The organism is Ascidiaceihabitans sp. (assembly GCF_039986515.1).
Classification (GTDB): Bacteria; Pseudomonadota; Alphaproteobacteria; order Rhodobacterales; family Rhodobacteraceae; genus Ascidiaceihabitans.
Window position 1 is genome coordinate 153,300 of record NZ_JBDWQO010000003.1, and the last position, 26,331, is coordinate 179,630.

Annotated in this window: 24 protein-coding genes; 8 read left to right on the forward strand and 16 right to left on the reverse strand. The window is 53.5% G+C overall.

Annotation, left to right across the window (positions count from 1 at the left end):
- Position 1 precedes the first annotated feature (1 nt).
- Positions 2-1,279, reverse strand: a complete 1,278-nt coding sequence (mnmE, locus tag ABJL60_RS01130; RefSeq protein ID WP_348373432.1) for a tRNA uridine-5-carboxymethylaminomethyl(34) synthesis GTPase MnmE — start codon at positions 1,277-1,279, stop codon at positions 2-4.
- Positions 1,280-1,309: 30 nt separating this feature from the next.
- Positions 1,310-2,599, reverse strand: a complete 1,290-nt coding sequence (gene rho, locus ABJL60_RS01135) for a transcription termination factor Rho (RefSeq protein ID WP_108826751.1) — start codon at positions 2,597-2,599, stop codon at positions 1,310-1,312.
- A 527-nt stretch (positions 2,600-3,126) separates the two neighbouring features.
- Here rho and ABJL60_RS01140 point away from each other — a divergent pair.
- The 4 genes from ABJL60_RS01140 to dnaQ are packed head-to-tail and all read left to right on the forward strand — an operon-like array spanning position 3,127 to position 5,825.
- Complete coding sequence (locus ABJL60_RS01140) at positions 3,127-3,726, forward strand: nucleoside triphosphate pyrophosphatase (protein ID WP_348373433.1); 600 nt, start codon at positions 3,127-3,129, stop codon at positions 3,724-3,726.
- Complete coding sequence (locus ABJL60_RS01145) at positions 3,723-4,556, forward strand: shikimate dehydrogenase (RefSeq protein WP_348373434.1); 834 nt, start codon at positions 3,723-3,725, stop codon at positions 4,554-4,556. Before ABJL60_RS01140 ends, ABJL60_RS01145 begins: the two co-directional genes overlap by 4 nt.
- The gene (coaE, locus tag ABJL60_RS01150) at positions 4,556-5,146 is read left to right on the forward strand and encodes a dephospho-CoA kinase (protein WP_348373435.1); all 591 of its coding nucleotides are present in this window, start codon (positions 4,556-4,558) and stop codon (positions 5,144-5,146) included. The genes ABJL60_RS01145 and coaE overlap by 1 nt, the downstream gene beginning before the upstream one ends.
- Positions 5,139-5,825: a DNA polymerase III subunit epsilon gene (gene dnaQ / locus ABJL60_RS01155; protein ID WP_348373436.1), complete on the forward strand. Its 687-nt coding sequence runs from the start codon at positions 5,139-5,141 to the stop codon at positions 5,823-5,825. The genes coaE and dnaQ overlap by 8 nt, the downstream gene beginning before the upstream one ends.
- Here the strand turns inward: dnaQ and secB are convergent.
- Positions 5,822-6,307 (reverse strand): protein-export chaperone SecB, encoded by a 486-nt coding sequence (secB, locus tag ABJL60_RS01160; protein WP_108826746.1) that lies wholly within the window; start codon positions 6,305-6,307, stop codon positions 5,822-5,824. The two genes, dnaQ and secB, sit on opposite strands and share 4 nt — an antisense overlap.
- A 76-nt stretch (positions 6,308-6,383) precedes the next feature.
- Complete coding sequence (locus ABJL60_RS01165) at positions 6,384-6,881, reverse strand: FxsA family protein (protein WP_348373437.1); 498 nt, start codon at positions 6,879-6,881, stop codon at positions 6,384-6,386.
- A gap of 105 nt (positions 6,882-6,986) precedes the next feature.
- Here ABJL60_RS01165 and ABJL60_RS01170 point away from each other — a divergent pair, with 105 nt between their 5' ends.
- The 3 genes from ABJL60_RS01170 to ABJL60_RS01180 are packed head-to-tail and all read left to right on the forward strand — an operon-like array spanning position 6,987 to position 9,258.
- Entirely contained in the window at positions 6,987-7,646 is a 660-nt protein-coding gene (locus ABJL60_RS01170; RefSeq protein WP_348373438.1) for a Tim44/TimA family putative adaptor protein, read from the forward strand.
- Positions 7,647-7,684: 38 nt separating this feature from the next.
- Complete coding sequence (locus tag ABJL60_RS01175; protein ID WP_348373439.1) at positions 7,685-8,677, forward strand: MltA domain-containing protein; 993 nt, start codon at positions 7,685-7,687, stop codon at positions 8,675-8,677.
- Positions 8,671-9,258, forward strand: a complete 588-nt coding sequence (locus tag ABJL60_RS01180; protein WP_348373529.1) for a Smr/MutS family protein — start codon at positions 8,671-8,673, stop codon at positions 9,256-9,258. The genes ABJL60_RS01175 and ABJL60_RS01180 overlap by 7 nt, the downstream gene beginning before the upstream one ends.
- Here the strand turns inward: ABJL60_RS01180 and ABJL60_RS01185 are convergent.
- The 12 genes from ABJL60_RS01185 to ABJL60_RS01240 all read right to left on the reverse strand — a co-directional run bounded on the left by ABJL60_RS01185 (position 9,255) and on the right by ABJL60_RS01240 (position 25,573).
- Positions 9,255-10,472 (reverse strand): MFS transporter, encoded by a 1,218-nt coding sequence (locus ABJL60_RS01185; RefSeq protein ID WP_348373440.1) that lies wholly within the window; start codon positions 10,470-10,472, stop codon positions 9,255-9,257. The genes ABJL60_RS01180 and ABJL60_RS01185 overlap by 4 nt on opposite strands.
- The gene (locus tag ABJL60_RS01190) at positions 10,473-11,573 is read right to left on the reverse strand and encodes an alpha/beta fold hydrolase (protein ID WP_348373441.1); all 1,101 of its coding nucleotides are present in this window, start codon (positions 11,571-11,573) and stop codon (positions 10,473-10,475) included.
- Positions 11,574-11,670: 97 nt separating this feature from the next.
- Positions 11,671-12,978, reverse strand: a complete 1,308-nt coding sequence (hslU, locus tag ABJL60_RS01195) for an ATP-dependent protease ATPase subunit HslU (RefSeq protein WP_348373442.1) — start codon at positions 12,976-12,978, stop codon at positions 11,671-11,673.
- Positions 12,975-13,526 (reverse strand): ATP-dependent protease subunit HslV, encoded by a 552-nt coding sequence (gene hslV, locus ABJL60_RS01200; protein WP_108826739.1) that lies wholly within the window; start codon positions 13,524-13,526, stop codon positions 12,975-12,977. Before hslV ends, hslU begins: the two co-directional genes overlap by 4 nt.
- Before the next feature lie 123 nt (positions 13,527-13,649).
- On the reverse strand, positions 13,650-13,970 hold the full coding sequence (gene trxA, locus ABJL60_RS01205; RefSeq protein WP_108826738.1) for a thioredoxin: 321 nt from the start codon (positions 13,968-13,970) through the stop codon (positions 13,650-13,652).
- A gap of 38 nt (positions 13,971-14,008) precedes the next feature.
- Positions 14,009-17,371 (reverse strand): double-strand break repair helicase AddA, encoded by a 3,363-nt coding sequence (gene addA / locus ABJL60_RS01210; protein ID WP_348373443.1) that lies wholly within the window; start codon positions 17,369-17,371, stop codon positions 14,009-14,011.
- Positions 17,368-20,322 carry a double-strand break repair protein AddB gene (gene addB / locus ABJL60_RS01215; protein ID WP_348373444.1) on the reverse strand — a complete coding sequence of 985 codons (2,955 nt, stop codon included), beginning with the start codon at positions 20,320-20,322 and terminating at the stop codon, positions 17,368-17,370. Before addB ends, addA begins: the two co-directional genes overlap by 4 nt.
- Positions 20,315-21,007 carry a nucleotidyltransferase family protein gene (locus ABJL60_RS01220; RefSeq protein WP_348373445.1) on the reverse strand — a complete coding sequence of 231 codons (693 nt, stop codon included), beginning with the start codon at positions 21,005-21,007 and terminating at the stop codon, positions 20,315-20,317. Before ABJL60_RS01220 ends, addB begins: the two co-directional genes overlap by 8 nt.
- Positions 20,983-22,005 (reverse strand): phosphotransferase, encoded by a 1,023-nt coding sequence (locus ABJL60_RS01225; protein ID WP_348373446.1) that lies wholly within the window; start codon positions 22,003-22,005, stop codon positions 20,983-20,985. Before ABJL60_RS01225 ends, ABJL60_RS01220 begins: the two co-directional genes overlap by 25 nt.
- Complete coding sequence (tsaE, locus tag ABJL60_RS01230) at positions 21,998-22,477, reverse strand: tRNA (adenosine(37)-N6)-threonylcarbamoyltransferase complex ATPase subunit type 1 TsaE (protein WP_348373447.1); 480 nt, start codon at positions 22,475-22,477, stop codon at positions 21,998-22,000. The genes ABJL60_RS01225 and tsaE overlap by 8 nt, the downstream gene beginning before the upstream one ends.
- A gap of 46 nt (positions 22,478-22,523) precedes the next feature.
- Complete coding sequence (locus ABJL60_RS01235) at positions 22,524-23,873, reverse strand: PAS-domain containing protein (RefSeq protein WP_348373448.1); 1,350 nt, start codon at positions 23,871-23,873, stop codon at positions 22,524-22,526.
- 302 nt (positions 23,874-24,175) lie between these two features.
- Positions 24,176-25,573, reverse strand: coding sequence for an ActS/PrrB/RegB family redox-sensitive histidine kinase (locus ABJL60_RS01240; protein ID WP_348373449.1), 1,398 nt, complete (start codon positions 25,571-25,573; stop codon positions 24,176-24,178).
- A gap of 93 nt (positions 25,574-25,666) precedes the next feature.
- On the opposite strand from ABJL60_RS01240, the gene ABJL60_RS01245 reads away from it, so the two are divergent.
- Positions 25,667-26,281, forward strand: a complete 615-nt coding sequence (locus ABJL60_RS01245) for an SCO family protein (RefSeq protein WP_108826730.1) — start codon at positions 25,667-25,669, stop codon at positions 26,279-26,281.
- The last annotated feature ends 50 nt before the right edge of the window (positions 26,282-26,331 follow it).

Here is a 26,331-nt window from a genome sequence, read left to right on the forward strand (position 1 = left end):
ATCATTTTCCAAGACAAAAACTTGCGAATATCTCATCTAGCAGGTTTTCAACGTCTATGCGACCAATCAATGCTTCCAGCGATCTAACCGCAGTTCGCAATTCTTCCGCAGCAATATCGTAGTGTTCAGGTCCACGATCAATAAGAGGCAACACTGTAAGCAACACAGAATGGGTTTCAGTCATCGCAACTCTATGACGTTCATGTGTCGCTAAACCAGCAGTGGACGAGCGCTTGGACAATGTTGTCTGAACACACTTCAACAGCCCTTCAACACCATGGCCAGTCAAGCCAGAGATACCTTGACCCGTTAAATCGGCCTTAGGCGCAACGACAATATCATCATCTGTCAACTCTAGACCAAAATCTTGACCATCTTTCGCCAGAACGACGCGTAAATCTGCTTGCTTGGCACGATCCAAAGCACGATCAATTCCGATTTGTTCGACAGTATCTTGGCCTTCACGAAGACCCGCTGTGTCAAGGAAAGTCACAGGTAGTCCATTCAAATCCATTCGAACTTCGATCACATCCCGCGTCGTTCCCGCTATATCTGACGTAATAGCAACATCGCGGCCGGCCAATGCGTTCAGCAACGTGGACTTACCCGCGTTTGGAGGACCTATGATTGCAACCTCAAAACCCAGACGAATACGTTCCGCAACATGACTTCCGTCAATTTCACGGACAAGTTCATCCCGAACGCTTTGGAGAATACCACGTACCTCGGGTGAAACATCTACCGGAACGTCTTCATCTGCAAAATCTATTGTAGCTTCGATCAATGACGCAGACCTGATTAACGAAGACCGCCAGCCTTCTACCAAATCACCCAGATGTCCTGAAACTGTTTTTAACGCTTGAACACGCTGCGCTTCTGTCTCGCTTTCAATCAGATCGGCAAGGCCTTCGACTTGTGCCAAATCCATTCGACCGTTTTCCAAAGCACGACGCGTAAATTCACCCGGTTCCGCCAAGCGAACCGAAGGTCGGTTTGAAAGGTCTTTCATAACCGCCTGCACGACCGCAATGCTGCCATGCAAATGAAATTCTACGACGTCTTCGCCCGTAAAACTGTTTGGGCCTGCAAAACAAAGAACCAATGCTTTGTCTAAAAGCGCGCCAGACCCATCGAACAGAGACCGCAGCCCAGCGACCCTGTCTTTTGGTAAACTGTGCGTCAGAGTTTTGGCAGCGGACAAGGCATTGGGACCAGAAATACGGATCACCGCAACCCCTGCCCGGCCCTGTGCGCTTGCTAAGGCAAAAATCGTTTCCATTCATTCAACCCATTGTTATTAAACAATAAGTTATGTGTTCATTGAATCGAAAAAGTCGGAATTCGTCTTTGTTTGCTTCAACTTCGAAATCAAGAACTCGATCGCATCTGTGGTGCCCATTGGATTCAAAATCCGGCGCAATACGAATGTTTTTTGCAAATCGATTTTATCGACCAGAAGGTCTTCCTTACGGGTACCCGACTTAAGAATATCAATCGCCGGGAAGACACGTTTGTCTGCAATCTTACGATCCAGAACAATCTCAGAGTTACCCGTACCTTTGAATTCCTCGAAGATAACCTCGTCCATGCGGCTACCTGTGTCGATCAAAGCCGTCGCGATAATTGTCAGCGATCCACCTTCTTCGATGTTCCGCGCTGCACCAAAGAAGCGTTTTGGACGCTGCAAGGCATTCGCATCTACACCACCGGTCAAAACCTTACCAGACGACGGCACGACGGTGTTGAATGCACGACCCAAGCGCGTGATCGAATCCAGCAAAATAACGACATCGCGCTTATGCTCGACCAGACGTTTCGCTTTTTCGATAACCATTTCAGACACGGCGACGTGACGCGTTGCAGGTTCATCGAAAGTGGATGAAACCACTTCCCCCTTCACAGAGCGTTGCATGTCCGTGACTTCTTCAGGACGTTCATCAATCAAAAGAACGATCAAGTAGCACTCTGGGTGGTTCTTTTCGATACTGTTGGCAATGTTCTGAAGTAGCACAGTTTTACCGGTACGCGGCGGCGCCACGATCAAAGAACGTTGGCCCTTGCCGATCGGCGACACCAAATCAATGATGCGTGCGGAACGGTCTTTGACAGTCGGATCTTCGACTTCCATATTCAAACGCTCGTCCGGATACAGCGGCGTCAGGTTGTCGAAGGCGATTTTATGTTTGGCTTTCTCAGGCTCTTCAAAGTTAATCTTCACCGTTTCAATCAACGCAAAATAACGTTCATTTTCATCAGGAGCTTTGATCACGCCCTCAATTGTGTCCCCTGTACGCAACGAATGTTTGCGGATCATTTCAGGGGAAACATAGATATCGTCAGGACCAGACAAATAGTTTGCTTCCGGAGAGCGTAGAAACCCGAACCCGTCCTGCAACACTTCCAAGACACCATCGCCGGAGATTTCCCAACCTTCATCTGCGCGTTCGCGCAGAATTTGGAACATCATCTCGCCTTTACGCATTGTGGATGCGTTTTCGATCTCAAGCTCTTCCGCCATAGACAGAAGGTCTTTTGGACTTTTTGCCTTCAAGTCCGCCAAGTTCAAGCGTTCAGAGATGTCGATAGCGTCGTTCGTCATAGTATATCACCACGTCAGCACAGAAGATGACTGCGCCAATCTAAATTTTCATGTGAGTATCAAACGTTCCCCGGACGGGGCGTTGCAGGTCAAATATGGGTTTGAGGGCTTTAAGTCAATCAGTTCGATTTAAACGCTTAGGTCTGCTCTATTTAAATAAATATAAGAGAGAAGAAAGGATGATGATTAAGTAGGACGCTGAATATCTGTGGATTAGTGATTTATGGACAGGTTATCCAGATGTGGGCTGTTTTGTTCACTATCTCACGTTGGATTGCCTATTACGGAATTTATTAAGATATTACATAATGTTAAATGATACACATTGCTTGAAAGTTGGTAGTATATCTGGGGATAAATCCTGCATAACTAAGTTATCTACTGGATGGAGTTTATCCTTATCACCGGTGCATGCTTTGGGACAAAAGGGATTGGAATCCTGATTTATCCCAACACGGCAGGATCGGTCTGTGATTTTCACAGATCACACGATATGAGATACAAGACTTTGACACAGGTTTATCCACATGACCCAACAGATCATTCTCGCGTCAGGTTCTGACATTCGTGCACAAATGCTGCGTCAAGCAGGCCTGCGATTCGATGTTAAGCCAGCATTAGTTGATGAAGAGTTAATCAAGCAAGCACTCCAGGCAGAAGACGCGCCGCCCCGCGATATTGCAGATGCCCTTGCCGAAGCAAAAGCGCGTAAAGTCAGCCAAAAACTTCCCGATGCGCTGGTCCTTGGATGTGATCAGGTGTTGGACCTGAACGGTCAGATGCTGTCCAAACCCAAAAGCGCAGAAGAAGCGTTGGTTCAGCTTAAATCAATGCGTGGTGAACGGCATATGTTGCTGTCAGCCTGCGTGATTTACGAAAACGGCAAACCGATCTGGCGGCACGTTGGCCAGGTTCGATTGCGGATGCGGCAGGCGTCAGACACTTATTTGCAAGGCTATGTGAACCGGAACTGGGACAGCATCCGCCACGCAGTCGGTGCATATAAATTGGAAGAAGAAGGTGTGCGCTTGTTTCACAGCATTGATGGTGATTACTTCAACGTGCTGGGTTTGCCGCTTTTGGAACTGCTGGCATATTTGGGACTTAAGGGAGTAATCGAAACATGAGCGCCAACAAAATTCCTTTGGCAGGCGTCATTGGATCGCCCATCGGACATTCAAAATCCCCGCAAATTCATCAGCATTGGTTAAAGACGCTTGGGCTAGCCGGCTTCTATATCCCGATGGACGTCGCCCCCGAAAACCTTCGTGATGCGCTGTTGATGCTTCCAAAGATGGGATTTGTGGGCGTGAACATCACTGTTCCACACAAAGAAGCTGTGATGGATATCGCTGACCTTATCACTGATCGGGCGACGCTTATTGGTGCCGCAAACACGTTGATCTTCCGCAAAGACGGGAAAATTCACGCCGATAACACAGATGGTTACGGATTTATCGAGAACCTGAAATCGGGGGCACCGCATTGGGATCCGAAATCAGGCCCCGCGGCTGTATTTGGGGCAGGTGGTGCGTCGCGTGCTGTGTTGGCGTCGTTGTTGGATGCTGGTGTGCCAGAGATTTTGCTTACAAATCGTACGCGGGTCCGTGCAGAAAAACTGGCGAATGATTTTGGAAAACGCATCCGGGTTGTCGATTGGGTTCAGGCCGGCAACATCCTTGAAGATGCCACGTTAACGGTGAACACCACTTTGCTTGGCATGATTGGAAAACAGGAATTGCGCGTGCCTTTGGATGGTTTGCGCAAGGGATCAATCGTGACTGATCTTGTCTACGCACCACTGCAAACCAAACTTTTGTCCACCGCCCAAGAAACGGGATGCACAACCGTTGACGGGTTGGGAATGCTTTTGCATCAAGCAGTCCCCGCTTTTGAACGCTGGTTTGGAAAGCGCCCGGTCGTAGACAGTGCCACCCGCGCTGCGGCTTTGCGGTGATGTTCAAGCTGGGTTTGACTGGATCCATCGGCATGGGCAAGTCAACGACAGCCCAGATGTTTCAAGACGAAGGGTGCGCCGTTTGGGATGCTGACGCGGCTGTGCATCGATTGTACCAGACAGGGGGTGCCGCAGTGGCACCGATGGCGTTGAAGTTTCCAGAAGTTGTGGAAAATGATGCGGTTTCCAGAGACAAATTGCGCCAGCTTGTCGGTCAAAACCCAAGTGTTCTGAAAGATATCGAACAGATCGTGCATCCTTTGCTTGGACAGGACAGGTCCGGATTTTTGGCAAAAACAACAGCTGATATTGTGGTTTTTGACATACCGCTTTTGTATGAAACAAACGGAGATAAGAACATGGACGCCGTAGCCTGTGTTTTTGTCGATGACGCAGAACAGGAACGCCGCGTTCTAGCGCGTGGGATCATGTCCCGCGAACAATTTCTGACGATAAAAGCCAAACAGATGCCTGCCGCTGAAAAAGTGTCGCGTGCGGATTACGTTATTCACACCGACACGCTTGAAGGCGCAAAGACAGACGTTAAAAAGGTGGTGGATACCATCAGAAAGCAACTGACCCATGCGTGAGATCGTACTCGACACAGAAACCACTGGATTTGACCCCCAAAGCGGCGACCGTATCGTCGAAATTGGCGCGGTGGAACTTATGGGGCACGTGGCCACAGGCAAAACCTTTCACGAATACATCGACCCAGAACGGTCCATGCCGCAAGAGGCCTTCGAGGTGCACGGCCTTGGCGATGACTTCTTGCGTGGAAAGCCGAAGTTTGCAGAAGTTGGACAGAAGTTTCTGGATTTCATCGGTGATGCAAAGCTGGTGATCCACAACGCAGCCTTCGACATGAAGTTTCTGAATGCAGAACTGAAATGGATGAACCTGCCGCAAATTCCGTGGGAACAGGCTGTCGATACTCTGATGATTGCCCGCAAAAAGTTCCCCGGATCGCCCGCGTCGCTTGATGCGCTGTGTCGCAGGTTCGGGATCACCACAGAACGGGACCTGCACGGCGCCCTGTTGGACAGTGAAATTCTGGCAGAAGTGTATCTTGAGCTTATTGGCGGGCGGCAACCAGATTTTGGATTGGCCACCGCTGGTGGGTCGCAAACAAATCAGAACGAAGCCGCTTGGACACCCAAACCGCGCCCGACTGCCCTACCGCCGCGTATTTCCGAGGCCGAAGCCGAAGCGCATGCGGCGTTTGTCGCCAAAGAGCTTGGTGAAGAAGCTCTTTGGCGTAAGTTTTAGGCGTCTGCTGGCGACGCGGTGCCTTCGGCGGCCTGACGGCGTTCGATTTCGGCACGGTACAGCGCGATAAAGTCGATGTTTTCCAGGTTCAGCGGCGGGAAACCACCGTCACGTGTCACGTCGCTGACGATGCGGCGCAGGAACGGGAAAATCATGCGCGGGCATTCGATCAACAGAAACGGGTGCAGCTGGTCTTCTGGCACGTTTTCGATGTGGAAAATGCCCACATAGTCGATTTCGCACACAAACAACGTGGTGTCTGTGCCTTTTTCCTTGGATGTGATGTTCAGCTTGATGGAAGATTCAAACTGGTTGTCACCGCCGCGTTTCTTCGCATCCAAGTTCACCTGAACCTGCACATCTGGCTGTGCTTCTGGTGACGCGCCTTTTTGGGCCATGATGTTTTCGAATGACATGTCGCGGACAAATTGTCCTAACACGCGCATGTTCGGCTGCTGCGGTTGTGCTTCGTTTTCGGCCATAAAGTTTTGCTCCTGAAGGATATCTGGTTGTGCCAAGTTTAATTTGCGATGTCTGTAGCAGCTTGGGAAAGCAGCCTCAATGCTTGGTCCACCCTGACGGCCCTTTGGGCGCGTCGCTTGTGTTTTTCACCTCTTCGAAATCGCCATCTATGACGTCGCCGTCAACGACATCACCACGATTGTAGTGTGATCCGGGATTGGTGGTTTGAAAGGTGGAAAAACTGCTGACTTTAACGCGCTTGCGCAAAGCCTCGAACATAAAGGTGCGAAATTGCGGCACCATCAGCGAAAACCCGACTGCATCTGTGAAAAACCCCGGGGTCAAAAGCAAGGCGCCCGCAAACAGGATCATGGCGCCATGTACCAAAGGTTCTGTCGGGTCGCGCATTTCGTGAAAAGATCCCTGAAGCCGCGCCAATGTGGCCAAGCCTTGGGACCGCACAAAATATGTGCCTAAAATGGCCGTCACAATCACGATCAACAGCGTCCAAAGCGTGCCAATGGCCCCGCCAACTTGGATAAACAGAAAGATCTCGATCACCGGAACGGCAATAAAAGCGATTAACAGCCACATCTGCGACACTCCTTCTTTGCCCGCACAGTGGACTTGCACGGGGTCAGCCCCTACATAAGACCGATCAACGCGTGTTTCCATGCTGTTCACTGACAAGAGGTTTTTATGAATCAGCCCCTGATCCAACTTTTGGTTTTGGCCGGCATTGCCGTGTTCCTTATCCTGCGCCTGCGCAATGTGCTTGGCACACGCGAAGGACATGAACATCCCCCCGCCGCCGCCCCCGCGTCCGAACGGACGTCGCGCCCTGAATTCGAGGTGATCGAAGGCGGTCCGGACTTGGACATCACCGACCATGTCGAAGAAGACAGCGATGCGGCCAAAGCCCTTTCTGAAATGAAGCGTCTTGAGCAGTCTTTCTTCGTAGGTGATTTCATCGGAGGTGCCCGCGGCGCATACGAGATGATCGTTATGGGGTATGAAAACGGCGATCTTGCCGAAATTCAGCCATTCCTGTCCGAAGAAATCTACGAAAGCTTTGTGGAAGGCGTCGCCGCGCGTGAAGACCAAGGTTTGACAATCGAGGCCAACTTTATCGGCGTGCGCGAAATGAAGCTGGTGAACGCCACGTTGGACAAAGATACCAACGAAGGCGAAATCACGATCCGGTTTGTGTCCGAAATGACGTCTGCCGTGCGTGACCGTGGTGGCGATATCGTGGAAGGCAGCCTGACGGACGTCAAAAAACAAAAAGACACTTGGTCCTTTGCGCGGATCATGGGTGCGGATGATCCAAATTGGTTGCTCGTTTCTACAGACGCTTAAACTATGTGCTGGCCTCGGTCTGCGTTGCGGTGGTCGCGATGACCCAACCCGCATCCGCCGAGGTCACATATTCTGTTTTATCTTATGATGATCTGGACGGTTGGGAGGTCGACGACCACGCCGCCGCCCTGACCGTTTTCCAAAACACGTGTATGGACATGGACGATCCGGACTGGACCGCCCTTTGCGCCTATGCCACGCAACAACCTGATGCCAAGGCGTTCTTTGAACTGTTCTTTCGCCCCGTTCAAATTGATGACGGTCAGGACGCGCTGTTTACCGGTTATTTTGAACCTGAACTTGACGGCAATCGTACCCGCACCAGCAGATACCGGTATCCCGTCTATGCCATGCCGCCTGAAGCCCGTCGCATTCGCCCTTGGCTGACGCGCCGCGATATTCTGGGCACCGACGTTATGCGGGGCCGTGGGTTGGAAATTGCATGGGTTGATGACCCTGTTGAGCTGTTCTTTCTGCAAATCCAGGGGTCCGGTCGTATCCGGTTGCCCAGTGGGGAATTCATTCGCGTTGGGTATTCCGGCGCAAACGGCCACTTGTACCGGTCCATCGGGCAGGAACTTGTGCGCCGCAAAGTCTACGCCGCACATCAGGTCAGTGCGCAAGTCATCAAAAACTGGGTGCGTCGCAATCCGGTAGACGGGCGTGAATTGTTGTATCACAACCCCTCTTACGTGTTCTTCCGCGAGGTCAGTGAAGTGCCCGCGCACAAAGGGCCGTTGGGGGCGATGAACCGGTCCATCACAACGATGCGGTCTGTTGCGGTTGATCCTGCTTTTGTGTCTTTGGGGTCTCCTGTGTGGATCGAAAAAGACGGGAAACAGCCGTTGCGCCGTTTGATGATCGCACAAGACACCGGATCGGCCATCAAAGGTGCGCAGCGCGCCGATGTGTTCTTTGGAACGGGCGACAAAGCGGGTCGCGCGGCGGGACGATTGCGTGATCCGGGTCGTTTGATTGTGTTGATGCCTATTCAACGGGCCTATGCGTTGCTGCCCGAGGACGCATCATGAGCCGCAAGCTACGTCCCGATGAGCTTGATCTGTGGCGCAAAGTGGCGGAACGCACTGAACGGCTTGATCTGGGGTTTAGACCCGAATCCGTCGGATTAGAGCCACAAGTGATCACGGCCCCCAAGCGTAAAAAGTTGATTGAAACGCTGGTGCAGCGGGATCGCTCCAAATCACAACCTTCAACACGCGTGATCCGGCAGCCATCGGTGTCTGACGATTTGCGCAGTGCCCCATTGCAGATGGACCGCAAAGCGTTCGACCAGATGAAACGCGGCAAAATTCGCCCAGAGGGTCGCATTGATTTGCATGGAATGACGCTGGACCGTGCGCACCCTGCGTTGACGCGGTTCATTCTTTCTGCCCACTCATCTGGCAAGCGCTTGGTCTTGGTGATCACTGGCAAAGGGAAATCGCGCGATGACGGTGGGCCTATTCCTGTCCGTTTTGGCGTGTTGCGACATCAGGTTCCGCAATGGCTGGGCATGCAGCCGCTGTCTTCTGCGGTGATGCAAATCACCCAAGCCCACGATAGACATGGCGGTGGCGGTGCATATTACGTTTATCTTCGAAAGCCGCGTTAAGTCAGGGCTGGGCTATAGCGCTTGATCCCGATCCAGATCAGGATGGACGCCGCCACAAAATATACTGCGATTGCGATAAATTGTGTTTCCAAGCCAATGCCAAGGTCGATCAGAATTCCCGTGATCCCCGGCCCGATGGCAGACCCCAAAACCATAACAGCGGCGGCCAAAGCCTTGATGCTGCCGATGTATTTGGTGCCGTAGAATTCTGCCCAGAACGCCGCAGGCAACGTGGCCCCTGCCCCCGCAGTCAGGGCCAAAAAGACGAACCCCAACATCAACAGCATCAAGCTTTGACTAAAGGCAAAGCACAAAAAAGCCGCGACCATCGGAATTTGAAAAAATGGCATCAAGCGCGCGGTGCCCCATTTGTCCAAGCCCCAACCTGACGCCCCCATCGCGATGATGGATACGATTGTGTAGATCGGGAATAACTTGACCAGAGACAGGTGGCTGAGGCCTTTGATCTCTGCAAAATGAACCTGCAAGAAAAAGAACGCGGTGTTGAATGCAGAGGGCCCCAAAAGCGCAGGGATCATCAGCCAAAACAACGGGTGAACCAAAGTATCTTTCCGCGTCCAGTTCAGGCCCCCCATCCCAAGTTTCGGACTTTCATGTGCCATGGATTGCGGGGTTCGTTCCTTTGTAAGCAGCATCAAAAGAACAGGAATACCTGCAAGGCTGATGGCCGCGGCGACACCCCAAAGCACACGCCAATCCACAATGGCCAAAAGGGCAACAAAGGCGATGGGCAGAACGGCTTCGCCAAATTTGAACCCAAGCCCCGCGATGGACAGCGCGCGCCCCCGTGTCGCCACAAACCAGCGCGCCATGGCGACGACGGCGATGTGACTTAGCATGCCTTGCCCCGTAAACCGCAACGCGAATATCACAATCGGCAATGCCCAAACGTAAGGGTTCAGTGCCATCATCACACAGGCCAATGATAATGCCGCCAACACGAAGGCGCCCAAACTTCGGACGCGAAAATGGTCCACCAAACCGCCAGCCCAAATCATGATGATGGCGGATGCGGTTGTGCCAAGAGAATACAATCCGCCCCATTCGCCGTGGCTTAGGTCAAACGAAAGGCGGATGTCAGCGGCGAACAGTGAAATGAAAAACGTCTGTCCGAAAGACGAAAGCAACGTCAGCAATGCCCCGGCAGATAGCCAAGGTGCATTAAGCTTTAGAAACCCGGATGTGGTTGTCACTTATCTTTCGCCTGCGGGCATGATCACGACTTGCGTGGCGTTTCGCAAGACGCGTCTGTAGCCCGGCAAGCCACCCACAGATCCCGCGTGCCCCTGAAGAAACTCTTGATCGAACCGTTGTGGCGATTTCAGCAACGCGATCAAAGCAGGTGAATTGCCTGCAACAAAATGATTGCCTGAACTGCGATCTTCAAAGGCGCTGACGTCTACGAAGTTGATGGGGTAATCCGCAAAAACATCAATATCCTCAATGTTGCCAAGCCGTTGATCTTCCCATCTTAGTCCGGCAGATAACTTCAGCAAAACGTCCCGTGTTGAGGTGAATACGATAAATGGTTCAGGTAGGGATTTGAATGATCTGATCTGGGACAAAAACACATCGGCGTTGATATCTGGCGAAATCAACATCACCCCGGACACGTGTTGCTTGCTCCAGCCTGGAGTTTTGATTTCGATCTGACGTAGGGCTTCCATCACCAAACGACCACCCATCGAATGAGCCACAAGGAAGATCTTTTTCGCACCGCTTGCCTGAATGTTGTCGATCAGCTCTAGCAAGCCGTCCCGCGCAAATAAGGTGCTGTCGGCGTCATATTCATACCCCAGCGGATGGCCGCGACTGGGCCATGCATAGGTTGCCATAGGTCCCGGCAAATCGAGGTCATGTGACAACTGGGCGATGCGAAACGCCGTATCTGCGAAGCTGTTGTTGAACCCGTGCACATAGATTGTCACCTCGTCCTGAGGCAGGCCATCAGCCTGAATGTCTTTGCGAAGGGTGCTTCTGAACGCAGTTGGCGTGGCAAACAATTTCTGGTCGGCGATTGTGAAATCTCGCATCGGGTTCGGCTTGTCCAAGCCGTCTGAAATTGTGCCGGGGGTGCGTTGTGGGGGAATTGAAACTTGCAGCTGCAAAAGACTTAGGCTTGATCGTTCGATCCCGAACAGCCCTTCTGACCCTTGTTTACGTGTTGTTCCGACAAATACCGTCTTGTTTGTGCCCACCGACAATGCGGATGGCACAATTGGGGCGGCTGTTCTGTTCGAACATCCAGCTACAACAAAAACCAAGCATAAAACGATCCAACGCATCACAGTCATCCAAAACCCTGTCGTCTATGGGTAACGGACAACTGCTTTTTTAGCTAGGCGCAAAACTGCCCCGTGCGTGTGCCTCGTGCGTGTGCTTGATATGTGCCTAAAGGACGTAGCGGCTTAGGTCCGTTGATTGCGCCAGCGTGCCAAGGTTCTTGTCTACGAACTCCGCGTTCACGATCACGCCTTCACCACTGCGATCTGGGGCTGCGAAGGAAAGCTCTTCAAAGACCCGTTCCATCACGGTGTACAGGCGACGCGCACCGATGTTTTCAACAGATTGGTTCACCTCTGCGGCGATCTTGGCCAATGCCGCGATCCCGTCCTGTTCAAAGGTAACGGTGACATCTTCGGTGCCCATTAGCGCGGTGTATTGCAGGGTCAGCGCGTTGTCAGTTTCTGTCAGGATGCGCACAAAGTCGTCTTCGGTGAGTGCACGCAATTCGACGCGAATAGGCAGACGGCCTTGCAGTTCGGGAAGTAAATCGGAGGGCTTGGCGATGTGAAATGCACCTGAGGCGATGAACAAAATGTGGTCGGTTTTGACGGGCCCGTGTTTCGTGCTGACCACTGTGCCTTCGATCAAAGGCAGCAAGTCGCGCTGGACACCTTCGCGGCTGACATCACCGCCGCGCGCATCAGAGCGGGCGCAGACCTTGTCGATTTCATCCAGAAAGACGATGCCGTTTTGCTCGACTGCTTCAAGTGCTGCACGGTTCACCGTTTCTTCATCCAGAAGCTTGTCAGCTTCTTCACCAATCAACACCTCATAGCTTTCGGCGACGGTCATCTTCTTGCGCGTTGTGCGGTTGCCCATCGCTTTTCCAAAGATGTCGCCCAGATTCATCATGCCCATGTTGGCGCCGGGTTGGCCTGGAATTTCCATAGTTGGAAACGGGCTGGATGTGTCTGCCACATCCAGTTCGATCATCGTGTCATCCAATTCGCCGGATTTCAGTTTCTTACGGAACATATCACGGGTGCCCTCGCGGGCTTCTGATCCAGCGATGGCATCGATCACCCGTTCTTCGGCGGCATGGCGCGCGTTGGCTTTCACGTCTTCGCGCATTTGGTCGCGGACCATTGCGATGGCGCCATCAACCAGATCACGAACGATTTGTTCCACGTCACGGCCTACATAACCCACTTCGGTGAATTTTGTGGCTTCGACTTTCAGAAACGGTGCCTTGGCCAATTTGGCAAGGCGGCGGCTGATTTCGGTTTTGCCGACGCCCGTTGGCCCGATCATAAGGATGTTTTTTGGATAGACTTCATCGCGCAGATCATCCGGCAATTGCTTGCGACGCCAGCGGTTGCGCAGGGCCACAGCCACAGCGCGTTTCGCGTCGTTTTGACCGATGATGAAACGATCCAGTTCGGAAACGATTTCGCGGGGGGTCAGGTCGGTCATATGCTTTCCACCGTCAGATTGCCGTTTGTGTAAACGCAGATATCTGCGGCGATGGCCATAGCGCCACGGGCCACTTGTTCTGCAGATTTGTCGCTGTCCATCATGCCGCGGGCAGCCGCGAGGGCAAAGTTGCCCCCCGATCCGATGGCGGCCACGTTGTGTTCGGGTTCCAGAACATCGCCAGCGCCGGTGATGACCAACAGTTCTTTGCCATCGGTGACGATCAACATGGCTTCCAGCTTTTGCAAATACTTGTCGGTGCGCCAGTCCTTGGCCAGTTCCACCGATGCGCGGGCAAGCTGACCAGGGGTCGCTTCCAGCTTTGTTTCCAGACGTTCCAACAGCGTAAAAGCGTCGGCGGTTGAACCCGCAAAGCCTGCCACGACATCAAATCCACCCGGTGACAGGCGGCGCACCTTTCGTGCCGTGCCTTTGATAACTGTTTGCCCCAAGGACACTTGCCCGTCGCCTGCGATGACCACTTTGCCATCTTTCTTGACGCCGATGATGGTCGTGCCGTGCCAGCCCGGGAATGTATCGTCTGCCATATCCGTCTCCGTCTTGATTGAAACCTATATGGCGGCCCTGATCAGATCAGACAAGCGTCGTGCGCCAAAAGAAAAGCGCCCCGAATTGGGACGCTTTGATACATTGCACAGGTGTGAACGGGTTTAGATCGAATCTTCGATCCATTTTTGCAGGGACGCTTTCGGTTTTGCGCCTGCCATGTTGGACACGACCTGACCGTCTTTGAAGACAAACAACGCAGGAATGCCGCGCACACCCAGTTGGGCGGGTGAATTTGGGTTTTCATCCACGTTCACTTTAACGATCTTCACTTTGCCGGCCATCTCGTCGGACAGCTCTTCAAGCGCTGGGCCAATAGATTTGCACGGGCCGCACCATTCTGCCCAGAAGTCGACAACGACGGGGATGTCAGAGTTTTTGACTTCGGCGTCAAATTGGTCGTCTGATACGGAAACTGTAGCCATTGGTTTTCTCCTGGCGGGATAAATTCTGAGTGCTGAACCTAAGAAGCCAAGGTGCTTTCGTCAAGATATCCTGCGGATTTGGCGGCTTGAAACACAAGATCGTGTGGAAGTGACATATAGCTGGCTGTCTTTGTCCAAACGATGGCGGTCTCAATCTGGCGGTCGGGATAGATCACCGCCAAGGCTGCCGCATAAGCCCACATTTGACACAGGATGCCAGACGGGCACATCTGGGGCGTTGCTGGCACAGTTCCGTTGGATTTGAAATCGATTGCCGTGACTGTGTCGTCTGTCACGATCAACCGGTCGATCGCGCCATGAACGCGGCCTGCGGAAACGGGGGCTGTAACGGTGACTTCAGCCAAAGAGTTATCAAAGACAAAGCGAAGGGCAGGGTCGTTTAAAACTTTTTCAGCTTCCGACTTAGCCTGATCTATCAAGGCATCTGGCAGAACATGCATATCTGAGGGGGGGTCGCCTTCGTGGTTCTCAAGGTGCCAGTGTATCAAGCTGCCATAGGCCATGGCCTGATCTTCGGGCAAGCTATCCGCGCCGGGTAAGGCTTTTGGACCGACCAACCCAGATGGCGAAAGCGTTTCGGCGGTTGCAATGGGCGGTGGGGCTGCATGTTCAAAAAGCGGGTCTAAGCTGACGGTTTGGCTCTGTTTTGGCGGCAATGACACAAGCGCACCTTGCGTCCAGTCGCCGTGTTCAATGCGCTTGATTTGACCAAGGCCTGCGACATCCACATCGCCCCCACCACTGTGCATCATGGCGCCTTCAACTGTTTCATACCAGCTATTGCCGTCTTTGCCCAAGTCGCCGGCTGCCGCCACGATCAACCATTTTTCAGCACGGGTTAAGGCCACATAAAGCAGGCGCAATTGTTCGTTGCGTTGCGCATCTTTGATACCGTCAAGGGCGGCGCGCATCGCTGCGGGTGCGTCTTTCTCTGATGCTTTCCAAACTGGCGTGCCTTGGACTTTGATAATCTCGTCGCGCACGGTTTCGGCGCGTTTTGCGGTGTCTGGCAAAATAACAATCGGGGCTTCCAAGCCCTTGGCGCCATGTACAGTCATGACCCTGATCTGGTCAGAGGCGCTGTCGATCTGGCGTTTGATGTCCAAATCATCGGTTTTCATCCAAACCAGAAAACCGGTCAGGCTGGGGATCGCGTTTCGTTCAAATGCCAATGCTTGCGACAAAAGCGCATTGATGCCGTCCTCTGCTTCGACGCCAAGACGTGACAACAACAATCCGCGACCTGCATGGCGCGTTAGGATGCGTTCGATCAAATCATAGGGCCGCAAAAAGTCAGCATTGTTGCGCAAATCCTCCAAGATAGAGACTGTTTTCGGATGATCCGCAGCCCTTTCCCGCAAGCGTTGCCAAAGCGGTTTGGATGTCCGCCCGTGCGCCAGAGTGAACAATTCCTGTTCCGTCCAGCCAAACAAAGGCGACCGCAGTGCAGTGGCCAGCGCGAGGCTATCGTCTTGCGTGGCAAGAAAGGACAACAACGCGCCCAAATCACGTACCGCCAATTCCGCGCCGACTTTCAAGCGGTCCGCTCCGGCGATTGGCAAATCATAGGCCTTACAGGCGCGAATGATTTCTGCGAACAAAGCTGACCGCCGCCGTACCAGAATTAGGAAATCCCCCGCCTTGATTCGACGACGGACAAAACGGCCTGACGTGTTGCCATCATCAGGGATGGTCTGGTCGCTTTCAATCATGGTCTTGATCTGATGCGCAATTTGATCCGCCAGCAAAACAGAGTGATGGGTTTGCGCACGCCTGTCCACAGGGTCAAACCATTCACGGTCATCGGCTTCTTTGATGGTTTCGACCACTGGCCACAAATCGACACGCCCGGGCAAGGTATCTTTGAACGCGATATGTTGGCTGTCTTTGTCAAACCCGGCTTGCAGGCGTTGGTCAAAAGTTTGATCGACCAGACGCAATATCGCGCTGGAGGATCGGAAGGAATAATCCAAGGTGGTTTCTTGAAACGGGGCCGAGGCGTCACGGAACTTTTGTTTGAACTCGGCCTGCATTCTATCAAATTCGCGCGGGTCGGCCCCTTGAAATGAATAGATCGATTGTTTTTTGTCCCCGACCACAAAAAGCGTCCGCGCCACATCGGTGCGCACCCCTTCGCCGGACGAAAATTCTTCTGCCAGCTTGCGGATCACATCCCATTGGTCGGGGCTGGTGTCTTGGGCTTCGTCCACCAGAATATGGTCGATGCCCCCGTCGATGCGAAACAACACCCAAGCCGCCACTTTTTCGTCATTCAGCAACCCGCGAGCTTTCAAAATCAGGTCGTCGAAATCAAGCCAGCCACGCAGCAATTTGGCGTGTTCGTACCGCGTGATGAAGGCCTTTGCGAAGGCATGTAACGCCTCGGCGCGATCGACAGCCAGAAGACTAAGCCGCATGTCGCGCGCACTTTCAACGCGCATCATCAAGTCTTCTGCAGCTGGCATCAGATGCGCGGCGGTGGCTTGAATGGCTTTGGTTGGGAACTTGCGAATTTTTGCTGTGAAGGGGTCAGCCGCTGTCGCACCTGTCAGAAAAACAGACTCTAATAGAGGAAGATCGCCGATGTCCCACTGAACAATGGACTGCAATTTTTGTGCAGCAGTTCCATCTGTCTTGCTTGATGACGCCTGCAACAGAGGTACCAAATCGGCGATCAATTGTTGTTCGCTACCCAAAAAAGTCTGAGCTGCTAGCGAAGACGCATCAAGTGTCGGGCTTTGACCCATCAACGCCAAAAGATCACCACGCGTGATAGGCGCATCAAACGCAGATCGGTTGCGCACGATCTCTTGGGACAACCGTAGAAAATCTTCGCCCGTGTAATACCGTGCGATGTCGCGCACCAGATGGGCGTCGCGGCCACCTGCCATGTCGTCGACGATTTCCGCGCGCAGCATGTCCGCTGCACGGTCTTCGATTTCGGTAAACTGCGGGCTTACGTCTGCCTCTAGCGGGAAGCGGCGTAAAAGCGATGCGCAGAACGAATGGATGGTCTGGATTTTTAAGCCACCAGGGCTTTCGATGGCGCGGGCAAACAGGGTACGCGCATCTCGCAAGGCTGTTTCGTTGGCGTTGGAATTTGCCCCCAATTCGTCCAGCGCCTTTCGCAGTGCTGCGTCAGGCAACATGGCCCAATCGCCAAGGCGGCGAAACAGACGGTTCTGCATTTCCGAAGCGGCAGCTTTTGTGTAGGTCAGGCACAAAATATGCTGCGGTTGTACCCCTTCCAAAAGCAGGCGTGCGACCCTGTCTGTTAACACGCGTGTCTTTCCGGATCCTGCATTTGCCGCAAGCCACGTCGAGGTTGTGGGCGCCGCCGCGTCCAGTTGGCGTTGTGTTGCGTCGTCGCGGGCCATCATGTCAAATCCTCCGGGGCAGGCGCATCGGTGCTGTCCCATTCCCCGAAGCGGGCCAGTTGGTCGTAATCACCGACCTCGCGGTCTGACATTTCCATGCGTTTTGATGTAAATCCTTGATCTGGCGACAGGTAGGCAGTGATCAAGTCGCGCAATTCGGCAATGACCTTTGGGGCAGGTTCCTTGGTCAAGGGCGCGCGGACTTCGGCGGGAGAGCTGCCCAACCCGATAAATACCGCGTCGTGAACGGGTCGGGGGCCGATGTGTTTGAATGCCCCTTCTTCCAGCATGGCGGCTTCCAACAGCAGTTGCTTTTCAAACTTGGCTTGCTGTGGGGCCGTGGGCGGCTTTCCAGTTTTGTAGTCATAGACCACCACGGACCCGTCGGGGCGCGCGTCGATGCGGTCGGCAAACCCGATCAAACTAAATCCGATGTCTGCCAATTCCAGAACGCCGTGCGCCTCTTTTTCGAAGGCGATAGGGGTGCCTGCCAGTTGGCGTATGTGTTCTTGCGCGACGAACCAATCGGCAACCCGCCCCAGCCGCGCCAACCAAAGGGTGCGCGCAGCAGGCCACGGCACGTTTTCAGATAAAATGCGTCCTGCGGTTTGCATAAGGTGCGCGGCAGTCAGTAAAGTAGGGTCTTTGCCGATGTCCTCGACGAAATGTTCCATCACTTCATGGATCAAAATGCCGCGCAAGGGGGCGTCGGGGGATTGAACAATCGGATTCAGAGGACGCAGTTCAAGTGTATGCTTTGCGTAGACCGCGTAGGGGTCGCGGATCAGCCGTTTGATTTCTGTAACGGACAGCCTGTGCGGTCGCGCGGCTTTTGGCGGTCGCGGTGACGGGCGGTCAGCTTTGGGTGACGGAACAACCGTTTCAAGCGCTTTGACCTTTGCAAGCCAGATGTCACCGCGGGCCATCATTGATTTCAGCGCGTCGGGGCCGTTTTGTTCAGGCAGCCCGCCCAGCAGGTTCTGAATACGGTTGAGCCAGCGGGACGGCACGGTTTCCGCGTCATCCGATCGCACGGCGCGCGTGATCCAGACTTCTTTTGCGGCGATGGCTTGTTGGAAATCGTGGGCTGACAGACCAATGCGCCGTTCGGGCAGCAAAAGCCCCGCGTCAAAGCGCATGGCCCGGTTGAGCCAAGGATCCGGTTTCGGGGCTTCAGGCCATGTGCCTTCGTTCAGGCCGCTCAGAATAACCAGATCTGCGCCCTGCACGCGTGCTTCCAATGTGCCCCAGATCATAATGCCGGGGTGGGGGGCATCCCTGTCGCGGACTTCTTCGGCTGCCAGTAAGGCGCCCAACAAATCAGCGAAGTCAGAGGCAGACATCTCACTGCCGTATTCTGCGTTGGCGGCCAGCACATCCAGAACGCTGCGGGCCAGTTGTCCGGCTTTCTTTTTCCACAGCTCATGATCGTGTGGCTGTGGTCCGCCCGCAATATTTTCGGCTAAGGTTTCGATGTGTGTGACCCAATCCACAAGCGGTTGATCCACGCCAACGCGAACGCCGCAAATCGTGTTCGCAACCCAAGCCGCCCAATCCATAAATGCCTCGGCGTCATCGCGTTTCTCTGCGACTTTGGCGGCCAAAGCGATCAGCGTTTCCGGAGTTGGATAAGGCAGGCCATCGCGGCGAATACGAAGTTCTAGCCGTTGGGTGTTCAGCTGGTGTTGGCCGCGTGTGTCAGTGCTGTGGCACAGGGGGTGTTTCAGAATGGTCAGCAGGGCTTCTGCATCCAAGGGCCGCACAAACAGCCCAGCGACATGGCGTAAAAACCGGCCTGGCGCAGACAGGTGCAGGGGGGCACCAGCGCTGTCGTCTGGTAGGATATTCCAGCGGTCCAGCGCGGCGGCAACCTGCCGTGTCAGCAAGCGATCTGGCGTGATCAAAGCAGCAGTCTGGTTGGTTTCTGCCGCCTCGCGCAATCGCATGGCAATGGCCAGCGCCTCGTCGCGGGGTGTTTCGGTTTGGACCAAAGTTATGTCGGCGGTCGCCCCCATCAAATCCTGTAAATCCGGCCCTTCGTCCAGCCATGCGTCGGTCACAGGGGCAGGGCGCAACGCCAATGACACCAGCGCATTTCGGTGCGGGGCGTAGGGCGTTTCTGTTGTCCAGTTTTTGACGTCTCCGCGCCCCATGTCCAAAGCTGCCAGAAGTTTGTGAAACCGAAACTGTGGGTGATCTTCTGCTGTCATTGCGTCTGACAAAGCGGACCACACAGGGGCTGGCATATCAAAGTCGAACCCCGGCAAGATCACAGCCCCTTGGGGCAAAGCTGCAATGGCTTTCATCAGCATCAATGTTGTGCCGCGTGATCCGGTAGAGCCTGCCAGTATTACGGGATGCGTAGGCGGTGTTGCAGCCCAGTGGGTCTGTAAACCCTCAACAGTCATGCGTTGGCGTGCTTCGGGGTCGGGTTCGGATCGGGAAAACGATACATAGGTTTGCGCGATATTGATAAATGATTGCGCCCGCGCCCAATGCCCCGATTGATCCGTGACATCCAAGGCAGCGATGGTTTCTGCACTGACGCCTTCACCCTGCATTTCGTCAAGCAAAGCCGCAAGGCTGTCGGCCAATCCGTAAAGTGACGCACGTGGTGCCAGCTCAGGTTGTCTGTCCAGAAGTTCTGAAATCAACCGGATCAGTTCCAACCGGCGGCGCAAAGGGGGCATAGAGGGAGGAATTTTTATGTCAGGGGCAAAGCCTGCAAGATCCGTCAGCAACCGAATACGCGGCAGCAACAACGCGGGGCCCTGATCAAACAAATCACGCATCCGCCGGGCCATCCGCCTTGTGTTCACAATCACATCGACACGCGCCATGTCTTCGGGTGGCCGGCCTTTCATGCGCTCAATCAGGCCGTCGACCAAAGCCTTCGGAAAATCCAGACCGGGGGCGGCGCCAAAGACGCGGGGGGCTGGGCTTGGGTCAAACATTGGTTGTCTCAATAAGGTGTTCGGCGTCTAAAATTCCGCCGGGATGTCCAACGTCGCACCATTGTCCCGGGTAGATCAGCCCAAAGACCGATTTGGATTTAAGCATTTCATTCCACACCACGTTGAGTGAAAATGCAGTATCTTCAACGTCGTACAGCATGTCCGTTTTGATGATTTGAACCCCTCCAAACACGTAACCTGCACCACGCGTTAAACGGCCATCTGGCCCGATCTGGAAATCGCCCTTGCCTTGATACCCGACGGTTTTGGCTGTGGGCACACAGACCAACAATGCGTCCATTTTATCGGCGTCCCATGCTTGTCTAGCCAACTCTAACGGATTTGGTCCGGCCCAGATCGCGTCTGTGTTCATCGTGAAAACAGGGTCGCTGCCCAAGATTGGCAAGGCATTTCGCAAGCCGCCTCCGGTTTCCAGAATGTCAGGTTCTTCACGCAACGTGACCACGCCTGTGCCGTCCAGATGCGTTTCAAGCACGTCGGGAAGGTAATGTAGGTTTGCAACAATGACGTCCGGTGTGATGGCCGTTGCCAAGTCCAATGCGTGATCTATCAATGGACGCCCTGCCACCTGCACCATTGGTTTGGGCTGGTTCTGCGTCAAATGCTTCATACGCGTGCCGAAGCCCGCGGCAAACATCATTACGGCATTGGGTGCGTGGCGCATTGTAACTTCAACTTTTTTAACAGGGCAGGGGTCGGGTACGGCAAATCCGCGTGAACCATTACGGATATTTCTGACAATGCGGGGTGCCTTAAGTTGGTTTCGATTTGATCCCAAACGCGTGGGATCAAATCCACGTAGTGCGCTTTGCCGTGCGCCATACAAAGTCGTGCAAATACGCCCAAAATCCTCAAATTGCGCTGGGCGCCAAGAAGTGCATACGCAGTTTCAAATTCGGCCGGGTCTGCCTTTGTTGCCGCGACATAGCGCGCCACCATGGCGGCTTCGATGGCTTGGGGTACATCGCGGCGGGCGTCCTGCAGGACCGACACCAGATCGTAGGCCGCATGACCCGCCATCGCATCTTGAAAATCCAACAAACCAACGCGATGCAGCCCATTCTGATCAGGCAGCCACAACAGGTTTTCCGCGTGATAATCACGCTGGATCAAAACCGATGGCGCAGCATCCAGCGGCAAGATTGCCTTGTGAAATGCAGCTTTGAACAAGGCCGTTTTTGCGCTGTCTTTTTGACCAGTCACCCCGAACAAATACCAATCATAGGCAAGTCCAGCCATGTCCGTCATAACCTGCGCATCATAAGTGGCCAGTTCCGGCATGGGGGCTGCATGCAGATGAACCAGCACATCTACAGCGGCTTCATATAGCTTTGTTTCTTTGGAAGGATCGTTTTCAAGAACACGCGCAAACAGAGCATCCCCAAGATCTTCCAACAGCAAAAATCCGGTCTTTGCGTTGGCGTATAGGATCGAAGGGGGGTTAAGCCCAACGTCTGACAGATGTTTTGCGATGCGCATGAAAGGGCGTACATCTTCGCCTTTTTCAGCCGGTGCATCCATCAAGATTGCGGTTGTTCCATCGCCCCGCGTCAGCCGGTCATATCGTCTGTTGGATGCGTCGCCTGCAACAGTCACGCGCTGGGCGTCATCCCATCCAGCATCATGGATAAATGAGCGTAGTAGGTTTTCGCGATCAGTCATGTGCCAAGCCTTTAAATACCGCGTCCCATGTCGCCCCTGACCACGTCGCGGTCAAGCTGCGTTTGTTTTCGTCATAGGGGTCAGGTGTGAATGCCAGAACGGCGGCATCCGAGGGCATCAAACTTCCCAAACGGTCAGGCCATTCGATCAAACAAATAGCGTCTTCCATGGCATCTATCAGCCCCAATTCTTCCACTTCAAAGTCTGAGGTCAGGCGGTACAAATCAGCATGCCAGATAGGCCCGGCTGTGCTGTCATAGGTTTGCACAAGCGTGAAAGTGGGGGATGGCACATCTTCATCATCCAGAAGAAGTGATTTGATCGCGCTGCGGGCAAAATGGGTTTTACCTGCGCCTACCGGACCCTCTAGCAGCAAAGTATGACCAGAAGATAGGCGGGCCGCGACCCTACGCGCGAACGCCGCGGATTGTGTTTCGGAATTCAAAGTGCGGGTGAACGTAGAATTTGCCATTGGCCCACGTTACCTGCGCCACATTCTGCTGCAAGGGAAATGGGCGTCAGTCCTGGATCAAGCTCAGTTTGCCGGGATGTAATTGTACGGCGTCTTCCAAGATTTCAAACTGCACAAGCGTCGCGCCTGATGTGATTGGAGAGACTCTGCAAATCAAACGATCCTCTTCGTCGCGGTCAATGACGCTGTCCCAGGGTGCGCGTTCACCGACTTTGAACACGAAGTCGCGGATGTCGCCCCATGCGGGGTTAGGCCTGCTTTGACGTTGCCAATCGCGTATAGAATCCAGAATTGTGACGTCAGCAAATGAGCTGTCTGGATCAAGCTTCCATAGATCGCGGTAGGCTGCGTTGCAAAACTGAAGAACCCCACCAGCTGAAAATACAACCAGGGCTTCACCCAGGCTATCGATCAAGGATTGGCTCATTTCAAGTTCAGCGCGGTAGTTGCGTGTTAGGGACACTTCCGCGCTGATGTCTTCGATCAAAAATGCAATGGCCCCGTCAGGATGCGGACGGCCCGACACGCGATAGGTTTGGCCGGTGTCCAGTGTCCATGTTTCCTGATACCGCCCGTCTGTTGCCGCTGCGATCACTTCTGAAATTTCTTGGCGCCACGAATGATAATTCTTGGGCTCCGGCATCACTCGATTGTCACGCAAGCGGTCAAAGAAGGACAACAAATCGGGGCGCGCGGATAGGAATTCGGCAGGCAGCGCCGTCAAATCAACAAGTGCGGGATTGAACAGTGCAAGCTGACCATTTCGATCGAAGATCGACAAGCCAATGGACAGCTGCGCGAAGGTTTTTGCCAGCGTTTGTACAAAGTTGCGTTGCGCGACTTCTGCTTGAATGACGGCGTTTATGTCTATGGCATGAAACATCGTCAGATTTTTTGCCTGCATCGTTGTCACATCAAACCAAAGCACTTCGTTGCCCCTGTTGGACTTCAGGGACGCACGTGTGTTGCCGCTGGGCTGGCGTGCCATGGCGAATGTTTCAAACAGGGGTTGTTGCGGGTTCGGCGTTTCTTCAAGAATGCGGTGATATAGCGACGCATAAGCTTCATTGTGCCATTGCACGACACCTGTATCATCCACCTGCCAAACGGGATGGGGTGCGGTCGAACTTGCCATACGAAGCGTCGCTAATTCCGCTTCAAGCGATTTGATGTGATGCTGTTCGGACGGACTTTCCAAACAAGTGTCGATGACTTCGACATGGGTGCAGTCGTCCATGGCTGTCAGACGCAAAAGGCCCGCATCATTCGATCCGCCAGCTTTTATGATCATCGGGTTTTGCGATTGGCTGTCTGGCGTTTCCGGAATGGTCGGGAATCTGGGGGACAAGCTTCGGTATAAAGCGGTCCAATCGCTGTCATCCTCATTTAAGTCCACAATGGCATGTGCCTGCTCAGACGCATGCTGAATAGTGTCCTTTTTAAAAAGAAAGGAGATTTCGGATCCGGGAGGCTTGATTGCAGAGGGTAATTTTCGGGGTGTACGACTTACAAAGAAGACAGCCGCAAGCGCACTGAAAACAGCTGCTGAGACGATAAAAATCAGATCCATAAGAGGCATTGCGACAAAGCCCTTTCGCAGAGCACTTCGCTCAATGTCTGGCCAATAGGTTAATCGAACGTTAATCTTGCGTTCGATTAACCTATTTTATTAAATTTTTGGCTGATTGGCTGATTGGCTCATGGGGCAAATTGTTGATTTTCCCCGACAGGCACGAAATTTTTCTCTGCTTTGGCGTCAATGGCGTCTCGTGGCCAAATAACTTCAACAATGGCCCCTGTCAGAGTAAGCTCGTTGGCCTCTGTTTCATTCGGGTCTGAGCCGTTTGCAAACCGAAGTTTTGCGCCGCTGCGTTCCAAAAGGGTTTTCGCGATGAAAAGTCCCAATCCCATGCCTTCATACTCGGGGCGTTGTTTCTTGTCAGATGCGCCGCGTCTGCTGCTCATGAACGGATCACCAATCCGGCCGATAATGGACGACGGAAACCCGCGCCCATCGTCGATGATCCGTACCGAAATGGTTGCATCTGTCCAATGGGTTTCAACCCAGACACTGGAATAGGCAAAATCTACCGCGTTCTGGACCAAGTTACGCAACCCATGCACGATTTCCGGTTTACGCAGCACTGACGGCTGGTCAATGTCGAAACCATCTTCGGGGTCATAAACAAAATTGATGTCTTTCCCGCGGTTCAAGTGGGGTTCGGCGGCTTCCCCGATCAAGGCGCTTAAAGGGGCCTGACGCATATGCAGATCGTCTTTCCCGGCCCGCCCCATATCATGCAAAATATCGCGGCATCTGTCCGCTTGCTGGCGGATCAACGCGGCATCTTCATACAGCTCGGGATGATCTTCAAGTTCTTCCATCAACTCGGCGCTGGTCAGTTTGATTGTCGCCAAAGGCGTGCCCAGTTCATGTGCCGCAGCCGCGACAACACCGCCCAGATCAGTCAACTTTTGTTCACGCGCCAAAGCCATTTGCGTGGCTGACAAAGCGTCAGACATAGAATGCATTTCGGACGTAACGCGCTGGGAATAGGCAGCAAAGAAAATGATGGCAATGACCAAAGCGATCCAATTGCCAAACACAAATACATCCGGGATGCGCAAGATGAAGCCTTCGTAGGTGCGCAGCGGCAAATGGTACTCGGCCATCAGCGTCACCAGAATAATCGCTGTGCTGCCGACGATCATTGTCGACCGTGTGGTCAGGACTGCGGCTGAAATACTGACTGGCCCCAAAAGCAACAGTACAAACGGATTGTGTAGGCCGCCGGTGAGAACCAGCAAAAATCCAAGCTGCAAAAGATCGAACATCACCATCAGCAGGTTTTCGACTTCTGTCAGGCGCTTGTTTTCGGGAAAAACGAATATCGCCACCAAGTTGCCGATAACAGAAACGCCAACAGCCAGATAGCACAGTCCTAATTCCAGCTGCAGACCGTACATGCGTTGGGCCACGGTGATTGCGGTAATTTGTCCCACAATGGCGACCCATCGCAGCAAAATCATCGTCCGCAGCCTTATCCAGTTGGATCTGCGCTGTCCTGAAAAGTCACCGAGGCTTTGGGCGGGCATAAGTTCACCAAATCGTAGATTGCAGTTTGCGGTTGGACGGGTAGGGTCCGGCCAAACAGACCACAACCGTATCGCTTTTCGAAAGGGAAACAAATGCTACGCATCATCGCGCCCGTTGCCGCAGTATCAGCTGCCGTTGCCATTGCCGCGGTCTGGTATGTCAGCCAGCCTAACAACGACGACCAGTTTGCACAGTGTCGCGCGAGTTCGGTGGCCGGTGCCGGCGCGATTGGCGGTCCGTTCGAATTGGTCAACGGCGCCGGTGCAACGGTGACCGAAAAAGACGTGATTACAGAACCGTCTTTGATTTATTTTGGGTACACGTTCTGCCCGGATATTTGCCCTTTTGACGTGGCACGCAACGCAGAGGCCATTGATCTTGTGCAGGAAAACGGGATGTCTGCGACGCCGGTTTTCATCACCATTGATCCCGAACGTGACACGCCCGAAGTGGTCGCGGACTATGCAGAAAACATGCATGAAAAGATGATCGCCCTGACCGGATCAGCCGCGCAGATCAAGGCAGCCAGCCAAGCGTATCGCACCTATTATAAAGCGCAGCCAGCAGATGATGAATTTTATCTCGTTGATCATTCTACCTTCAGTTATCTGGTTTTACCAGAACACGGCTTTGTGGAATTCTTCCGTCGGGAGGTCACCGCCGAACAGATGGCAGATCAAATCGGGTGTTTCATAGAGAACAGCTAACCCGCCCTGTTCGTTGACGAATTGCCTTTCGGGCTACATAGTTGACAGAC

Bases quoted from the DNA above. Each gene is read 5' to 3' on its own strand.
- mnmE (WP_348373432.1), bottom strand. From the start codon at position 1,279: ATGGAAACGATTTTTGCCTTAGCAAGCGCACAGGGCCGGGCAGGGGTT.
- rho (WP_108826751.1), bottom strand. From the start codon at position 2,599: ATGACGAACGACGCTATCGACATCTCTGAACGCTTGAACTTGGCGGAC.
- ABJL60_RS01140 (WP_348373433.1), top strand. From the start codon at position 3,127: ATGACCCAACAGATCATTCTCGCGTCAGGTTCTGACATTCGTGCACAA.
- ABJL60_RS01145 (WP_348373434.1), top strand. From the start codon at position 3,723: ATGAGCGCCAACAAAATTCCTTTGGCAGGCGTCATTGGATCGCCCATC.
- coaE (WP_348373435.1), top strand. From the start codon at position 4,556: ATGTTCAAGCTGGGTTTGACTGGATCCATCGGCATGGGCAAGTCAACG.
- dnaQ (WP_348373436.1), top strand. From the start codon at position 5,139: ATGCGTGAGATCGTACTCGACACAGAAACCACTGGATTTGACCCCCAA.
- secB (WP_108826746.1), bottom strand. From the start codon at position 6,307: ATGGCCGAAAACGAAGCACAACCGCAGCAGCCGAACATGCGCGTGTTA.
- ABJL60_RS01165 (WP_348373437.1), bottom strand. From the start codon at position 6,881: ATGTGGCTGTTAATCGCTTTTATTGCCGTTCCGGTGATCGAGATCTTT.
- ABJL60_RS01170 (WP_348373438.1), top strand. From the start codon at position 6,987: ATGAATCAGCCCCTGATCCAACTTTTGGTTTTGGCCGGCATTGCCGTG.
- ABJL60_RS01175 (WP_348373439.1), top strand. From the start codon at position 7,685: ATGACCCAACCCGCATCCGCCGAGGTCACATATTCTGTTTTATCTTAT.
- ABJL60_RS01190 (WP_348373441.1), bottom strand. From the start codon at position 11,573: ATGACTGTGATGCGTTGGATCGTTTTATGCTTGGTTTTTGTTGTAGCT.
- hslU (WP_348373442.1), bottom strand. From the start codon at position 12,978: ATGACCGACCTGACCCCCCGCGAAATCGTTTCCGAACTGGATCGTTTC.
- hslV (WP_108826739.1), bottom strand. From the start codon at position 13,526: ATGGCAGACGATACATTCCCGGGCTGGCACGGCACGACCATCATCGGC.
- trxA (WP_108826738.1), bottom strand. From the start codon at position 13,970: ATGGCTACAGTTTCCGTATCAGACGACCAATTTGACGCCGAAGTCAAA.
- addA (WP_348373443.1), bottom strand. From the start codon at position 17,371: ATGATGGCCCGCGACGACGCAACACAACGCCAACTGGACGCGGCGGCG.
- addB (WP_348373444.1), bottom strand. From the start codon at position 20,322: ATGTTTGACCCAAGCCCAGCCCCCCGCGTCTTTGGCGCCGCCCCCGGT.
- ABJL60_RS01220 (WP_348373445.1), bottom strand. From the start codon at position 21,007: ATGCGCCACGCACCCAATGCCGTAATGATGTTTGCCGCGGGCTTCGGC.
- ABJL60_RS01225 (WP_348373446.1), bottom strand. From the start codon at position 22,005: ATGACTGATCGCGAAAACCTACTACGCTCATTTATCCATGATGCTGGA.
- tsaE (WP_348373447.1), bottom strand. From the start codon at position 22,477: ATGGCAAATTCTACGTTCACCCGCACTTTGAATTCCGAAACACAATCC.
- ABJL60_RS01240 (WP_348373449.1), bottom strand. From the start codon at position 25,573: ATGCCCGCCCAAAGCCTCGGTGACTTTTCAGGACAGCGCAGATCCAAC.
- ABJL60_RS01245 (WP_108826730.1), top strand. From the start codon at position 25,667: ATGCTACGCATCATCGCGCCCGTTGCCGCAGTATCAGCTGCCGTTGCC.